The organism is Streptomyces sp. NPDC056161 (assembly GCF_042268025.1).
Taxonomy (GTDB): Bacteria; Actinomycetota; Actinomycetes; order Streptomycetales; family Streptomycetaceae; genus Streptomyces.
The window spans coordinates 26,027-40,521 of record NZ_JBHJUV010000055.1 but is presented as its reverse complement, the minus strand read 5'-3'; the positions used below and the strand labels follow the sequence as shown (position 1 = coordinate 40,521).

Genomic DNA, 14,495 nt, shown 5'->3' with positions numbered 1-14,495 from the left:
TCTTCCCGGTGGCGCCTCGCTGCCGGGATTTCGTGTTCTCTGGGTGGAGTTGGATCTTGCGTAAGGCGCGGCTGCACGACCGGAATTCAGCGGGGCCCGTCCCACGTATCAGCTGGGCGGCCCGGGTCCGGGAGGCAGGCGCCCCCTTGGCGATCAGACCGTACCGGCTGCACTTCGCCGCCCGCCTGCTCTCCTGGACCGGCTCGGCCGTGGCACCCATCGGGCTGGCCTTCGCCGTGCTCAAGATCGGCGGCGGGCCCGGCGCGCTAGGCGCGGTCCTCGCGGCGAGCGTCGTACCCCAGATCCTGCTGCTGCTCGTTGGCGGCGTCGTCGCGGACCGGCTGCCCCGACACCGAGTCATGGTGTGGTCCAACATCGTCTGCGCGGCCGCGGAGGCGGCTGCGGTGCTCCTGCTCCTCTCGGGCACGGCCCAGGTCTGGCACCTGGTGGCGATGTCGGCCGTCTGCGGGGCGGCGGGGGCCTTCTTCACCCCCGCGGCCGGCGGCATCGTCGTGGAGGTCGTCCCGGCCGAACTCCGGCACGCGGCCAATGCCCTGCTGAAGATCGGGCAGAACACCGTGAAGGTGGCGGGGCCCGCCCTGGGCGGCGTCCTGGTCGCCGTGGTCGGCCCTGGCTGGGCCCTCGGCTGGGACGCTCTCACGTTCGCCGCCTCGGCCCTGCTCTTTTCCCGGATCAGCCTCAGAGCCAAGAACGTGAAGGTCCGGACCGGCTTCACCGCCGACCTGCGCGAGGGCTGGGATGACTTCCGCTCCCGCCGCTGGTTGTGGGTGATGGTCTGCCAGGCCGCCGTGATCGTTCCCGTGTGGCTGGTCGGCTACCAGCTCCTGGGCCCGGTGTACGGACAGCGGGTGCTCGGCGGCGCCGCCCCGTGGGGCGTGGTGGTCTCCGGCTTCACCGCGGGGCTGGTGGCCGGGGCGGCGCTCGCCCTGATGTGGAAGCCGCGTCGGGTCGGGTTTGTGGTCTGTGCGGGAACCGGTTCCATGGCGGTGCCGCTGGGCGCGATGGCGGCGGCCGTACCGCTGCCTGTCCTCGCCCTCGCCACGGCGTTGGCGGGCTCGGGGCTGGCGGTGAGCATGACCGTGTGGGCCTCGTTGGTGCAGGAGAGGATTCCGGCGGACCGGCTGGGCCGGACCCTGTCCTACTCGACGCTCGGGCAGATCCTTCCCGTGCCCTTCGGATACCTCCTGGCGGGCCCCGCCTCTCAGGTGTTCGGGCTTCGCACGACGCTGGCGGTGGGCGCCCTGATCATCGCGGCCGCCGCTGTCGTGCCGCTGGCCATTGCTCAGGTCCGGGGGCTTTGCCTCGCGCCGCTGGTGGTCAAGGAGGGCGACGGCCCGGCAGTACCGGCGCGGGCGGAGAGGTAGAACGCTCGGGCCACCTCGACGGCGCCGGCGAAGTCGCGGAACGCCCGGTCCCGGGCCGCTGCGTCGAGCACGGTCCGGCCGCACCGTTCGGGCAGCCCCCACCGCTGGACCAGCGATGCGGTGATGCGGTCAGCGCTCAGGTGGGCCGTGGTGTGGTGAGGGTCGGCCGCCTCGACCTCGGCGTTGAAGGTGAACGCGGCGGCCACGGCCTCGGCCACCGAGGGGACGGGGCCGATCAGGTCGCCCGCTTCGGCCACCGTGACCGGCCACACCGTCCAAGCTCCGTCCAGGCGGGCGGAGCGGACGACGATCCGCACCAGCGCCTCCTCCGGCGGGAGCTGGCTCACCTCGTCCTCGGTGAGCCAGTGGGCGAGCTGGTCGCCGGACATGCCGCCCAGCTCCACACCGGCCTCGGCAACGCGCCGTAGAGCGGACCGTTCCACTGCCGCGGCTCGCACCGGGCGGCACACGTCGTCGCCCTCTTCCTGCGCGAGAGCAGCCAGGACCCGCGTGCGCCACCGGCTGGGGAACCCCGGGTCGTAGAGCTGCTGATAGTTCAGGAGAGCGAGGCAGTTCACGGACTGCCCGTTCGCCTCCGCGACCGGCCGGAAGGTCGCCTGCCAGTACCGGACGAAGCTGGTCTGCCACGGCTCGCCAGCCCATGCCCCGGCTGTGCCGGGGGCCGGGGGCAGGCCGGCGGCCACCAGGGCAAGGGCACGCTCGGCGTCCTCCCGTTTGGCGTCGCAGGGGTGCACGCGACGCCAGGCGTCCACCCGGTTGAACGCGGGCTGCAACCCCTCCCCCGCCGCGAGGCGGCCCAGGGCGGTCCAGGACCGGCGGGTGTAGGGCAGGGAGCGAGCCAGGTGGGCCAGCCGGGTCGCCTCGGTGGTCTCCAGCTCTCCGTCGGCGGCCGCCCGGGTCAGAGCGGCCCGCAGGTTCACCAGGGCTTCGGACAGCGGGCGGTCGTCGTCGGTGTGGAGCACGGCGACTTCGTCGTCCGCGTCCAGGACGCCGCTGCGGAAGTCCTCGAAGATCCGCCCGATGCCGATCATGCCGTGCGGAGCGAGCTCGGCGGCCCGCAGCGCTCCCATGCTGGCGGCGCCAACCACAGTGACGCCGTCGGCCAGCAGCGCCAGGATCTCCTTGTGCCGCACCGGGGCGCTCTGATGCCAGAGACCGTCAATGATCAGCACCGTGTCGCCGGGGCCGGTTCCGAGTCGCATCAGGTCCCCGTGCCGGACCGGGGAGTGCGTCACGGCGCCGGGGAGGACTTCCCTGACGCGGGCGGTGGGCACGGTGGGCCCGGAGAAGACGTGAACGCTCACGCGACTGCCTCCTGGGTCGGTCGGGGGATGACGTGCCGGGCGTCGTAGCGCAGGGCCGGGGCCAGCACCTTGACGACGGCGAACTCACGTCGCTGGTGGGGTCCGTGGGTAAGGTCCACGACCAGCGGGGAGTGGCCGGTGGCCGCGCTGATGCGGGCCGCCAAGTGCTCGGCCTCGCCTTCGTCCGTGGCGAAGCCGGTGGTGTGCTGCCCCGTGACCTCCGCCCACGGGGCGCCACGGCCGGCGGACGGCTGGGGGCCGTGGTGTACGGCGGGCTGGTAGGCGGCCGGGTGGATGTCCTCCCGGCTGCCGGTGATCTGGGTGAGCCGGGACTGAGCCGCTTCCGTGATCGCCCTCGACACGGCCACGTGGGGGTCCAGGTGGGCGCCGGAGCCGGAGACCAGCAGGGCGGGCTGGTCCTCGCGCCACAGGTAGCAGCTGATGACGGGCACCTCGAAACGGTTCGGCAGATGCCACAGCTCCAGCCAGGCCCCTGCCACCCGCACCCGGTCGATCAGAGCTGCACAGTGCTCGTCCTCAACGGTGCCGGGGTCGATGAGACGGCCGTGCCCCGACCCGTCGGCCAGCGCACTGATCGTGTCGCGCTCGATCAGCTCGGCCAGGGCGTGCACGATGGCCTCGGCGCGCGTGTTGCCGGAGGCGAGCCCGTTCGTGGACGCGCTGGGCAGGTGCAACCGCCATCGGTCGTGGACCTCCCGGCCCAGCTGCACGCACGCCGCCGGAACGAGCGTGGGTTCGCCGTCCAGTGCCGATCGTGCTGTGATCCAGTCCAGGACGGTCCGGCCGGTGACCAGAGAGCCGGGGTGGCTTTCCAGGGCGGTGACCGCATAGGGCAGTTCCAGGCCGAGACCGTCCGCCGGCGCCCGCACTTCGGCGGTCGGGACGGCCCGCTCGCCGTGCCATGCCTCGATCGCCTCCATGGCCCCGGAGACGCGGGCGGCGGACAGCGTCGCGCCCTTCCCCTGAGCGACGGACAGAGTGCGGGCCAGCGGCCGCACGGCCATGGTCACCGGGATGCCGAGATCGTCCAGGCCGGTCACGTCGGCGACGCGGGTGATGCCGTACGCCATCAGCAGCGGGCGGATCGCCTCCCAGGTCTCATCGGGATGACGGGTCCGATGGGTGCCGTCGAAGTACGCCTTGCGCATGGGATCTTCCCTTCGCAGATGCCGAAGCCCGGCCGCCGGGACACCCAGGTCATGAAGGGTGCCCCGGCGGCCGGGCGGCTTCAGCTACCGCCTACGGCGCCGTCAGGCGGACGGCAGCGGGTAGGTGTGGGTGTCGGGGAAGGCGGAGTCCGGCACGGCCGGGTCGCCGCCGGAGTTCTGCGGCATGTTGCCCTCGGCGTGCAGCTCGGCCACGAAGTCGGCCGGGTCCACGGCCTGCGTCGTGGCGGACGGGATCTGCTGGGACATGGTCGTTCCTCCTGGGTTCCGGGGAAGGACGCTGCTACACCGAGAGGTCGGTGAAGCAGATGGTGATCAGTACCTCGCGCGACTGGGAGTCGAGCGGGGTACGCCAGTGGGGGATTCGGCTTCCGTCGAATCCGGTGAGGACGCGGTGGCGGACCGGGAAGGTCTCGCCGCCGTCGGGGTACGGGGTGTTACCGAGGCGGTCGGCCACCTGCTGGGTGGTCAGCCACCGCAAGCGGGGCAGCCAGCCCATCGAGACGAGACCGGGGGTCAGGCCGCACGAGAAGGTGATCTCACACTTCCCGTCGTCGCGGTGGACGTGCATGTAGTCGCCGGGCTCGTAGAACTTCAGGCCGAAGCGGATCGGGGTCATCCGGGTCCGTCCGGTCGCCTCGCCCGCCACCTCCGCGAGGCCCTTGGACATGGCCAGTCGGCTGAGCGCGTCTCCCCCGGTGTGGACCCGGCACCGCTGGGGGGAGGTGATCGAGCCGTCCCGCATCACCAGCAGGCCCGGCCGCCGGTTGTGGCGGACGACCGCGTGCGGCTCGCACCGGTCGGCCTCCTCGGCAAGCTCCTCCCAGAGCCCGGGGTCGACCACGTCCTCCGGAACGACCGCCCGTCCTTCCGCCAGCCAGAGCTGACGTGGAGTCATGGCCGCCATCACAGGTCCATGAACGACATCGTCACCAGCAGGCCCGTCGACGTGACCGGCCGGCGCCAGTGCGGCACGTGGTACCCGGCGAACGCCCGGACACTGCCGTCGCCGTACGGGTGGGCCAGGGTCGTGAAGCCTTCCCCCTCCGGGAACATGCCGTGCTCGGTGACGACCTCCCCCAGACGGTCGGGGAAGGCTCCCATCAGGTCGGGAGCCCAGCCCATCGGCGGCAGGTCCTCGGTCAGCGCGACCGCGACGGTCACGGTGGACTTCACCGAGTCCACGTGCAGGCCCTGAAAGTCGCCTTCCTTGTAGAGGACGACGGCGCCACCGCGCGGGATCAGCCGGGGAATGCCGGTGGCCTCGCGCAGGGCCATCAGCAGGGTCTTGTCGTAGGCCAGGGTCTCCAGCACCGGGCCGGGCGGGATGAAGCCGCAGTGCACCGGGGAGGCGAAGCTGCCGTCACGGTGGGCTGCCGTGTGCTCGTGGACGTGCGGGGTGACCAGGTCGATCCGGCCGTGCGCCTCCTCGACCAGGGCCTTGAAGCGGTCCGGCTCCAGGACACCGGGAACGATTGCCGTTCCCGTCTCCTCCCATGCGGCGCGAGCCGGCAGCCGATCCACAGGTGCTGCGGTGTCCATGATCCCCTCCAGTTGGTCTGTCTGTCCGGGTGGCGCCGTGCGGCCGGTGGAACCTCGACCCGCCGCCGAAGCCGTTCCGGCGGCGAGCCGAGGGATCGGCGGCGTTCGCCCATTGAACTGCCGGGGAACACAAGGAATGAGGGGCCACGAAGGGGTGCGTTTCCCGGCGGGGGGCCGCTCCGGGGGGCCAGGATGAGGGCCGCACCCGACGGCGACGGAGGGAAAGTGTCATGGTGGCCCCGGACGGCATCGGCGTCTTACTTCGATCGATCCGCGAACGCGCCGGACGCACCCGAGATCAGCAGGCCAAGGTCGTCCAACAGGCCCAGGGCGGCCGGTGGTTCGACTGGGAGAACATCAAGCGGTGGGAACTGGAGAAGCGGTTACCGGTCCCGGACTGGCACGAGACGATCGCCCGCGCATACGGGCTGAGCGTGGCGGACGTGCAGCGGGCAGTCGCCGCATCGCGGCAGCACCGACGTAGCCAGCGCAGGGAGAAAGAGGACGTGAAGCGACGCAGTTTCCTCGGGGTGGCGGCCGCGGCCGTAGGTTCAACCGCGTTGCCGGGCATCGCGCAGGCGCGAGAGGGCATCGACGGGGCCCTCACGGGCTCCGGAGCCGGTGATCTGGCTTACCTGGAGTCGGCATTCGAGCGGCACCGGGGTGGCTACCACGGCCGAGCTCCCGACGACGTGCTGAGCGAAATGCAGGCGGACCTCGATCTCCTCGGTCAGGTCCTCAACCAGCCCCACCCCGCCGGGGCACGGGCTGATCTCGCCCGTACCGCTGCGGGGATTGCCGGTCTCGTCGCCATCGTCCAGCACGATCGCGGCGACAAAGGGGACGCGTTCCGATGGTTCGCAACGGCGGAGAAGGCGGCCCGCGAATCCGGTGATCGCAGGATGACCGCCTGGGTGCTGGCACGGCACGCGATGGTGCCGCTGAACTACGGCGCCCCTGAGGCGGCCGTACGGATCGCTTCCCGAGCTCGCAGGGCCGCCGGTCGGACGCCCACCGCCGCCGGCGCGTTGGCGGCGGCGGTCACGGCCCGCTCCCTGGCCGCCATCGGTGACCTTCGGGGCGCCCGGATGGCAGTCACAGACGTGCGGAACCTCGTGGAACACCTCGACGGACAGGAGACAGCAGACACCTGGTTCGGCTATCCGGGACAGAAGCACTTCGTCCACCTCTCCCAGGCGTACACCCTCCTCGGGGACACGGAGGCTGCCTACGCGGCCCAGGACGATGCCCTCGACCTCACCGATTCCCCATCGGTGATGACCCGGGCCCTGATCGCGATGGACACCGCTGCCTGCCTGCGCCTCGACGGCGACCCTTCAGCGGCTGCCGAGATGGCGGCAGGCATCTTCGACCGTCTCCCGGCCCCCTACCGTGACGGCCTGATCCGGTCTCGGGCCGAGGTCCTGCACCAGGCACTCGATGGCCGTCCACGGGACCTTCTTGGGCAAGCTCTCGCCTGACAGACGCTCGGTCGTACGGAGCACCCGCAGGTTCAAATCAGGGTACGGGCGGGCAATTCCGTGGCAGAGTGGGCCAATAGCCCAGCGCCGAATCCCCCCGTTTCGGCGCTGGGCTTGCTCGTTCCCGCGTGACCTCACGGGCGAGCGCTCGTTCATCTCGGCGGAGGTCATTCCGCATCGACTTTCACGCTCGGCGCCGAGCGGTGTCTTCGGAACGGTCGCTGATCGGTCCGCCCGCGGAAGGGTGTTGAAGACACCGAGGGGCTTCTCCTGCTACCCCCGCGGGGGTAGCAGGAGAAGCCCCTCGTCGTTCGTCGTCAGTCCAGGCCGGCGTACGCGATGCTGAGCACCGTGACGGTCTTGGTCTCGGCGCCGACCATCAGCACCACCGCCAGGTCCCCGGCGGCCCACAGCCGCACCACGCCGTCATCGACGTCGCCGTACGGCTCGGTCGCGGTGATGGGGTCAGTGAGCGAGTCGAGCAGAAAGCGGGCCAGGCGGTCGCGGGCCCGCTCGGGCAGGCTCCGGTAGACCTCGTGTTGCGTGGGGTCCATGTAGAGCCGGTAGTTCACGCGACCCGCCGCTCGCTGATCAGCTCGGTGACGTCCGTGTACTCCGGCGGCAGAGCGCCGCCGTGCTGACGCTGGTAGTCCAGGACCTCGGGGGCCTTCGCGGCTCCGGCCCGCAGGTCCTCGATGAGCTTCCGCCACCGGGCACCGAGGGCTTCCAGCTCGCTGAACGGGGTGAGGTTCAGCTGACGCATGAACTCCATCCGCTGGACCGGCGTCAGGGCGTGAGCGATGGCGTCCGGGGTCCACTCCCCCTCGCCAGGATTCGTCACCTCGCGCATGGTCACCGCCTTCCCGTGGCACGGGGCTCCGGAACGGTCGCCGGGCCCTCGCCCCCAGAGTAGCGGCGGCAAGGGCCCGTGTGGGATACGACCGACAGTCCCGGCGGCTACCGGCCGGTGCCCGGAGGAAGGGCGGGGCGGTTCCGGCGCCCGCTCATCGGGCGTCCGCCGCGGCGGTCTCCTCGGCGGGCGGGCTCCTCCCGCTCGACGCGCACGGTGTGCTCCTCGGCGGCCGGCGCCGGGGCGGGAGCGGGAGCGGGGATGACGGTGAAGACGATCCGGTAGGCGGGGGTACCGGGTTCGGACCGCCGGTTCTGCAGACGGCGCGGTTCGTCCACGGCGACCGGTACCGGGTACGCCGCGAGGGCCTTCCTGATCAGGTCCGTGACCTGTTCCTGTTCCTCGACGCTCGCGCCCATGATCCGGATCTCGGCCATCAGCGGGTCACCTCCTGGCGGACAGCGGCCTCGGGGAGGTGAGCGCGGCCGCGGGCGCGGGACCGCCGCAACAGCTCCTCGCGTACGTACTCGCACCCCTTCACCGCAGGCAGTCCCCTGACCGGGGTGACCGGGTCGTCCCCCTGGCGCAGGGCCCAGGATTCGTCGGCGGCGAGGTGCATCGGGCGCTTGCCCGCCCGCGCGGTGTCGGCCGCGATCAGCTTCTGGTCCTCTCCCGGCCGGCCCGGGACGATCAGGCGGTTCCGGGTCACGTCCCGCACCCGGACCAGTACGCGCTCCCACGGGGAGGCGTCCGCCAGATCCTCGTCGGAGAGCCCTCCGGCGTACCGCTCCCCCAGTGGGACGGACGGCTTCACCCGGCGGTCCAGCAGCACCTTGCCGGTGGAGGCGTCCATGACGGCGATCTCGGTGATCTCGGTCGTCTCGGCATCGTTGGTCGGTTGCCCGGAGGACCTGGTGCACAGCAGCACCGCCGTGTCCGCCGCCAGGATCTCGCGTGCGCGACGTGCGCGCTGGCCCCACCGGGTGCCGCCGACCGTGACGTCCGCGCGGTAGCGGGCGGCCTGCTGGTCGGCACGGAGCTCGGCGGCGACCTGCTCGCGCGTCGGGCCGTCCTGGTCGTTGCGGGCCCAGTCCAGTGCCCACGCGCCGGTGCGGTCGTCGTGGAAGGCCCACACCTCGACCTGGTGCCGGTCGGCGACGGCGGCGGCGAAGGCGTGGATCGCCTCGGCGCGGGTCGTCACCCGGCTGTACTCGCGCAGCGGACTCGGTTCTCCGGGTCGTACCGCGCGGACCTCCTCCCACGGCACACCCGGAAGATCCCGCAGGCCCTCGACGTCGCGGGTCCGGAACAGCGGGACGTCGATCCACCGGCGCTTGCCGACCCGGGCCTCTACGTGGGAAGCCGGGGTGATCCAGCCTGCGGCCACCACGTGCTGCCAGTCGGTGGGATACCGGATCTCCAGCAGTCCGGCCGCCTCGTCGGCCCGGATCAGCCGGTCCCCCGTCACCTTTTCGCACAGTTCCTCGTCCGCGGCGAGCACGTCCAGGTCCTCGACGGCGAACCGCCCGCCCCTCCCCGCGCTGATCCGCCCGTCCTGGGCGACCTGCTTCAGCTCGGCCACCTTCCACCCCAGACGGCCGGCTGCCTCGTCGGGCGGCAGACTCACCTCGACCCACGCGATCCACTCGGCCTCGCTGCGGGCCTTCGCCTCCTGCCGAGCGGCGATCAGCTCGGTCATCAGCGCCTTGGCGTCGTCGGACGCCGCGAGGGCCCGCGCGTCGCGTACCGAGTAGAGATCCCAGCCCTTGTACTTATCCACGACGCGCAACCTGGTCTTCTCGGCCAGGGGCGGTACGTCGGCGGACTCGACTGCGAGTCCGGTCAGCTCGGCCAGCAGCTCGGCCGTACGCCGGGCGCCGTACCCCTCGCGGTCCGCGATGCCCTCGCAGATCTCCTCGACCCGCGGAGCGAGCGCGTCGGCTGCCTCGCGCGACCACCCCTTGGACTTGTCTCGGGGCGGGATGAGTCCCAGCTCCTGTGCCCGGGTGACCATCCAGGGCTCGATGCCCAGTTCGGCCGCCAACTGTGTTCCGTTGACCACTTTCGGCCGCGCCTTTTGCGCCGCGACCGCCACCTCTTCGGACATCTTAAGAGCCTTCCATTTCTCGCTGACTTCACCGAAGCCATTTCATGGATAGCAGTACCGGTGGCGCTTGACAAGCAGAATCGGCAATCGGTCAGAAAGGCGGCTCGGAAACGATCCGCGGATATGTTGAGTCAAAATAACGTTATTGGTCAGAACCCTTTCGTGATTCAGTTTGCAAAACGCCCTTGGTGGGCCAGTGGTCCGCGATCCCTTGCCGGACGATGGCGCCGAAGGTGAGCACATGGGCACCGAGCGCGGCCCGCCGGTCACGCTGTTCCTCGGTGAGCCCGCGCAGGTTGCCCAGCCCCTGCCTCAGGATCTCCTCGATCCACGGCTCACTGATCCGCCATGCGGCCGTGCGCGCACGCCAGACCAGGTCATAGTCGAGCGTGCAGGCGAAGGGAGTCCCGAAGTCCTCCCCCGGCCGCTCCGATCCGGGCCACATGCCGGGCAACGACAGCTCGGCCTTCTCCTCCTCGGTCAGCGGGCGCCAGTCGCGGGCAAGGTCCGGCTGCGCCATGCGGCCACGAACACAGGCTTCGACAAGATGATCCTCTGTCGGCCACTCCGTTCTGCGGCGCAATTCTGCCTCTACTCGAATCTTCTTACGCTCTCGGGAATCTCTCGCGTTTAGCAGGGAAAGGCGACGCCAGGTTTTTTCAGCCAGCCGGTACGACCTGGCGGTACTGCTGATCCGTGCAGCAAGATCCTCGGACATGTGGACGGTGACGCGCTGCGTTGCTGCCATACACCCATTAAACCGTTCGGGAAACCCACATGCCAATGACCCGGAAAGACTCCCGGGCCATTGGCATGGTTTGTTCGACTTCCTGGCGAAGCGGCGTTCTATTCCTTCGGGGGAAGGGCCTGGTCGGCTGCCTGCCCGGCCTGGGCGACCTCGGCCGGCGAGAGGACGCGATGCTGTTTGCGCAGGTAGCCGCGAAGGCGTCGGGCCTCGATGACCACCACGCCGTCGAAGACCAAGATGCCGCGACGGCCAACCGGAGCCCCGTGTACGGCGATGATCGGCCGGACGTCGACCGGCAGCCCGTCCAGCGGGCGCCGGAGGGCGGCGGCTGCCTGCCTCGCTTCACCGTGGGCTTTCGCCACCTCGCGGTTCTGGGCGTGGGCGCCGTACCACAGGGTTCCGCCGTCGGGGCTGACGGCGACACGCGCCCCTTTGGCCTGCCAGTTCTTGGTGTTGATGCAGGCAATCCCCCAGTGCCCGATGGCGAGATGGTCCAGGTTCGCGACCTTGCCGAGTGCGCGGTCGTGGAGGATGACCGCGCCGCGGCGGGCCAGCGGGGCGAGCATCCGCGCGGTCCGGCGCTCGCCTTCCGCGCCGGACCGCCAGGCCCGTACGTGCTGAGGGGCCGTGAGGGTTCCGCACCACGCGAGGACGACGGCGAGGGCAGCGATGTGGCCGAACAGCGGGACACCGATGCCGTGCCAGCCGATCCACCACTCCAGCACCCCGGCGAGGGCGAGTACGGGGGCCAGCCCGATGAGGAACCGCCGCCGTGCCGACGCCCTCCAGGACCGGAGACGCCGCTTGTACTCCTGCTGGGCCGACTGGCCCGGTCCCACACGGATCGCCATCCGTCTTCCCCGTCTCGTGGTGGTGCGTCAGGAGGCAACGGGCAGCAGTTTCGCCGCCCACTCCTCGGTCGTGGTGATGATGATCGGCTCGACGTCGACGTGCCGGAGCACGCGAAGGAGGTCCTGGACGCGCTGCTGGGCCTGGGCGGGGTCGTGGGTCCCTGGGTGCTTGGGGCACTGGGCGACCAGGTGCTTCCAGCAGAAGTGCGCGTTGCGGGCCAGCCGCAGCGTCTCGTCCCGGGGGGCCTGCTGGTCATGCCGGAGCCAGGCCGCGCGCATGTGGAGTTCCAGGCTGGTGGCCCACGCCGCCCTGCGCAATGCCAGGTTGGCCCTGACCGCGACGACGTTCACGGTGTAGGGGTGCGAGGCTCCGTACGCGTCGTCCAGCGCCTCTTCGAGATCCTTGGCCGCGACCTCGGCGGCTGGCAGGTTGCCCGCTACATCCGCGGACCTCACCGCGTCCAGCATCTCCCGGTACTCGGGAGGCAGGGGCGCCATCCAGTCGACGCCGGGGGCGGCCGGGGGCGGGCTGGGGATGACCGGTTCGCCGGTGGGCGGGGGAAGGTGGACGGGGGCGGCGGCGGGAGGCGGCTCGGGAGCTCTGCGTGCTGCAGGCGGGGCCGGCGGCGCCGGGTGAGGCTGTTCGAGCGGCGTCACCTCACCGTCCCAGTCGACAATCAGGGGCCAGGTGCTACCGTCCGGCTCCTTGGCGTTGACGCGGACCGGTCGATCGAGCCGGGCAGCCTTCTCCTGGATGTGCGCCAGGGCGGCGTCGCGGGCGTCCTGGCCGGGAAGGGTGTCCACTGGATGCCCGTCGACGCTGGCCTCACCGCTCTCGCGGATCACGATCGTGTAGACCGGGGTCAGGGGGACGGCGTCATGGTCGGTCACAACAGGCATCGGGCCACTTCCTTACAGCGTATTCGCGTGCAGCCGGTCCGGGTCGGTCCACGTGGCGGCACAGCACCTCTGGATGGCGTCGAGCGCGGGCCCGGCGCCGTAGTACAGAACGGTTCCCGGCCGCTCGCGGTCGGGCAGTTCGGTGCTGGTGGCGTCGATCAGGTGCTGAGCGTGGGGGGCGATCTCGTCCATCAGCTTGTTGGCCCGGTCCGCGGGTAGCGGGGCAACGGGCCAGCGGAGCGTCCAACACACGGCCACCAGCCACGGGGGGCAGGCCGCGAACTCGTCGGTCGCGCGCACGTCCAGCTCCCCCGTGGTGAGGTTGAGCCAGACGAAGCAGGCCGCCTCTTCGGTCAGCCTCTTCGCTGCCTCTTCGGTCAGGGGCCGCCAGGCCACGGAGGGCCGGGTGCGTCCCTTCGGATCAGCGACCGGCATAGGGGTTCTGGGTCGCGGGCTCGGCGGCGTCATCCTGTGTGCCCTGCGGCGGGACGCTCGGCCCCGGCTCGGCCTGGGCTCGGGCGTACGCCTCGCGGACCGCCGCCGGGACCGGGCCGCGGTCGGGCACCTCGTGCCCGTTCGCCTTGGCCCAGTCGCGGACCTTCTTCGTCTCGGCCGCCGTCTCGGACTTGGGCTTCGCCGCCTTGCGCCCCTTGCGGCCGGCGCCCTGCTTCACCCGGGCCACCTTCAGCAGCGGAGCGAGGGCTTCGTCGTACTCCGCCAGATGTTCCGGGTTGAGGTCGACCTCGTACTCCGTCCCACGCCACGTGAAGTCGATCCGCTCAACGCCCTTGATGCTCTCCTCGTCCAGGTCGTCAACCAGGATCAGCCGATCTGCCACACCCGTCTCCTTTGCTCTGCTCTAGATCATCTCAAAAAGCACTGACATGCCACGGGTTATCCACCCTTGGGGAAGTACGGAGGCGCCCAACCCTGGTACGTAGCACCCCATTTCGACTCAATGTCGGTGGCCGGGACGATCGAAATCCGGCCGGGAGAGCGGATGTCGTTGGATGCGATCTCGCCGTTGCCGACGTAGATGGCGACGTGTCCGGCCCGGCTGTCGGTGCTCCAGTACATGAGGGCGCCCACCGGGGGGTTGCGGTCCCGGTTGTGACGCATTGTGGAGGGCATTTCCCAGTAGTGGTCTATGGCGTAGTTCGTTCCGGAGAATGACCACCCGTACGAGATCGCGACGAAGGCGAGGCACTTGCGGTACCACTCGGTGGACCCGCTGTCGGCCTCCCTCCGCGCCCACTTCACGGCGTCGGCGGTGGACCGGGGGTTCTTCACCTGGGCGGGCCAGTTGGCGTTGCCGTCGTGGAACGCGGTGCCCGGCTTCGGGGCCGGTCCGTCCTGCTGGTCGTCCTCGTTCTCGCACCGCTCCGTAGGGGCTCCGCTCGGGGCGTCGGACGGGTTGGCCGTGCTGCCGGATGGGCCGTCGGTCGGCTGGCTGTCCGCCCGGCCGGGGTGCGCGAGGTTGATACCGGCTTCCTTGGCGATCCGGCGGGCCTCGGACTCCTGGCCGGCGTACAGCTCGCCCTGCTCGGAGTGCTGGACGGCTTCGGCGGCCTTCTCCAGCGCCATCGACTCCCAGCCCTTGACGTCCGTCAGGCCGCGGGGGCTGCCGCTGTCCGCTCCGAAGAAGAACATCTTCGCCGCGTACTCGGGCTTCATGATCTGTTCCTTGGTGCCCCACCCGTACTGCGGCTTCTGCTGGAACAGGCCCACGGAGTCGCCGGGACCGTGGTCAAGGTTGATGAGCGTGCTCTCCTGGAGCGCGGTCATCAGCGCGACCAGGGTTGCGCGTCCGGGCAGGCCGCCCTGAGCGGCCACCCTGTCGATCGTCTTGGCGTTGTCTATCTGCTGGGCGTGGAGACCGTCGGTGCTGTCCTTGCTGCCCCCGTCGTCGCTCTCGTCGTCGTTCTCGTACTGGGCATCGGGCAGACCGGCGCCGCCGCAGGACGCGGCGGACGCCTGGGAGCTACCGGCGATGCCGCCGACGATCCCGAGTCCTATCAGGAAGCAGAAGAAGAGGATGCCGGCGGGGACGACGAGTTTCAGCGCCGCCCCCCGACGCGCCACCCCCGAGGCCAGCATGGCGGCCTGGCGCGAATTCACG

Annotated in this window: 17 protein-coding genes; 2 read left to right on the top strand and 15 right to left on the bottom strand. The window is 70.9% G+C overall.

The window, feature by feature from the left end:
- Nucleotides 1–146: 146 nt before the first annotated feature.
- Nucleotides 147–1,385, top strand: a complete 1,239-nt coding sequence (locus tag ACFC09_RS36600) for an MFS transporter (protein ID WP_376535704.1) — start codon at nucleotides 147–149, stop codon at nucleotides 1,383–1,385.
- Here ACFC09_RS36600 and ACFC09_RS36595 read toward each other — a convergent pair.
- The 5 genes from ACFC09_RS36595 to ACFC09_RS36575 all read right to left on the bottom strand — a co-directional run bounded on the left by ACFC09_RS36595 (nucleotide 1,304) and on the right by ACFC09_RS36575 (nucleotide 5,439).
- Nucleotides 1,304–2,710: a TfuA-like protein gene (locus tag ACFC09_RS36595; protein ID WP_376535702.1), complete on the bottom strand. Its 1,407-nt coding sequence runs from the start codon at nucleotides 2,708–2,710 to the stop codon at nucleotides 1,304–1,306. The genes ACFC09_RS36600 and ACFC09_RS36595 overlap by 82 nt on opposite strands.
- Nucleotides 2,707–3,879: a YcaO-like family protein gene (locus ACFC09_RS36590; protein WP_376535700.1), complete on the bottom strand. Its 1,173-nt coding sequence runs from the start codon at nucleotides 3,877–3,879 to the stop codon at nucleotides 2,707–2,709. Before ACFC09_RS36590 ends, ACFC09_RS36595 begins: the two co-directional genes overlap by 4 nt.
- Before the next feature lie 102 nt (nucleotides 3,880–3,981).
- Nucleotides 3,982–4,146 (bottom strand): hypothetical protein, encoded by a 165-nt coding sequence (locus ACFC09_RS36585; RefSeq protein ID WP_266361575.1) that lies wholly within the window; start codon nucleotides 4,144–4,146, stop codon nucleotides 3,982–3,984.
- A gap of 34 nt (nucleotides 4,147–4,180) precedes the next feature.
- Nucleotides 4,181–4,795 carry a hypothetical protein gene (locus ACFC09_RS36580; RefSeq protein WP_376535697.1) on the bottom strand — a complete coding sequence of 205 codons (615 nt, stop codon included), beginning with the start codon at nucleotides 4,793–4,795 and terminating at the stop codon, nucleotides 4,181–4,183.
- Between the two features lie 8 nt (nucleotides 4,796–4,803).
- Nucleotides 4,804–5,439: a hypothetical protein gene (locus ACFC09_RS36575; RefSeq protein ID WP_376535695.1), complete on the bottom strand. Its 636-nt coding sequence runs from the start codon at nucleotides 5,437–5,439 to the stop codon at nucleotides 4,804–4,806.
- Nucleotides 5,440–5,669: 230 nt separating this feature from the next.
- Here ACFC09_RS36575 and ACFC09_RS36570 point away from each other — a divergent pair, with 230 nt between their 5' ends.
- Complete coding sequence (locus ACFC09_RS36570; RefSeq protein WP_376535693.1) at nucleotides 5,670–6,920, top strand: transcriptional regulator; 1,251 nt, start codon at nucleotides 5,670–5,672, stop codon at nucleotides 6,918–6,920.
- Nucleotides 6,921–7,237: 317 nt separating this feature from the next.
- On the opposite strand, the gene ACFC09_RS36565 is transcribed toward ACFC09_RS36570, so the two are convergent.
- The 10 genes from ACFC09_RS36565 to ACFC09_RS36520 form a co-directional block, all read right to left on the bottom strand.
- On the bottom strand, nucleotides 7,238–7,474 hold the full coding sequence (locus ACFC09_RS36565) for a hypothetical protein (protein ID WP_030794391.1): 237 nt from the start codon (nucleotides 7,472–7,474) through the stop codon (nucleotides 7,238–7,240).
- Between the two features lie 14 nt (nucleotides 7,475–7,488).
- On the bottom strand, nucleotides 7,489–7,761 hold the full coding sequence (locus tag ACFC09_RS36560) for a hypothetical protein (protein ID WP_376535691.1): 273 nt from the start codon (nucleotides 7,759–7,761) through the stop codon (nucleotides 7,489–7,491).
- 116 nt (nucleotides 7,762–7,877) lie between these two features.
- Complete coding sequence (locus tag ACFC09_RS36555) at nucleotides 7,878–8,207, bottom strand: hypothetical protein (protein ID WP_376535689.1); 330 nt, start codon at nucleotides 8,205–8,207, stop codon at nucleotides 7,878–7,880.
- The gene (locus tag ACFC09_RS36550) at nucleotides 8,207–9,877 is read right to left on the bottom strand and encodes a hypothetical protein (protein WP_376535687.1); all 1,671 of its coding nucleotides are present in this window, start codon (nucleotides 9,875–9,877) and stop codon (nucleotides 8,207–8,209) included. Before ACFC09_RS36550 ends, ACFC09_RS36555 begins: the two co-directional genes overlap by 1 nt.
- A 142-nt stretch (nucleotides 9,878–10,019) precedes the next feature.
- Nucleotides 10,020–10,625: a hypothetical protein gene (locus ACFC09_RS36545; protein WP_376535685.1), complete on the bottom strand. Its 606-nt coding sequence runs from the start codon at nucleotides 10,623–10,625 to the stop codon at nucleotides 10,020–10,022.
- Between the two features lie 98 nt (nucleotides 10,626–10,723).
- On the bottom strand, nucleotides 10,724–11,476 hold the full coding sequence (locus ACFC09_RS36540; RefSeq protein ID WP_376535683.1) for a nuclease-related domain-containing protein: 753 nt from the start codon (nucleotides 11,474–11,476) through the stop codon (nucleotides 10,724–10,726).
- A 27-nt stretch (nucleotides 11,477–11,503) separates the two neighbouring features.
- Entirely contained in the window at nucleotides 11,504–12,376 is an 873-nt protein-coding gene (locus tag ACFC09_RS36535; protein ID WP_376535681.1) for a hypothetical protein, read from the bottom strand.
- Between the two features lie 12 nt (nucleotides 12,377–12,388).
- Nucleotides 12,389–12,772, bottom strand: a complete 384-nt coding sequence (locus ACFC09_RS36530; protein ID WP_376535679.1) for a hypothetical protein — start codon at nucleotides 12,770–12,772, stop codon at nucleotides 12,389–12,391.
- 25 nt (nucleotides 12,773–12,797) lie between these two features.
- The gene (locus tag ACFC09_RS36525; protein WP_376535677.1) at nucleotides 12,798–13,214 is read right to left on the bottom strand and encodes an Lsr2 family protein; all 417 of its coding nucleotides are present in this window, start codon (nucleotides 13,212–13,214) and stop codon (nucleotides 12,798–12,800) included.
- Between the two features lie 56 nt (nucleotides 13,215–13,270).
- Entirely contained in the window at nucleotides 13,271–14,494 is a 1,224-nt protein-coding gene (locus ACFC09_RS36520) for a peptidase M23 (RefSeq protein ID WP_376535675.1), read from the bottom strand.
- Between the last annotated feature and the right edge of the window lies 1 nt (nucleotide 14,495).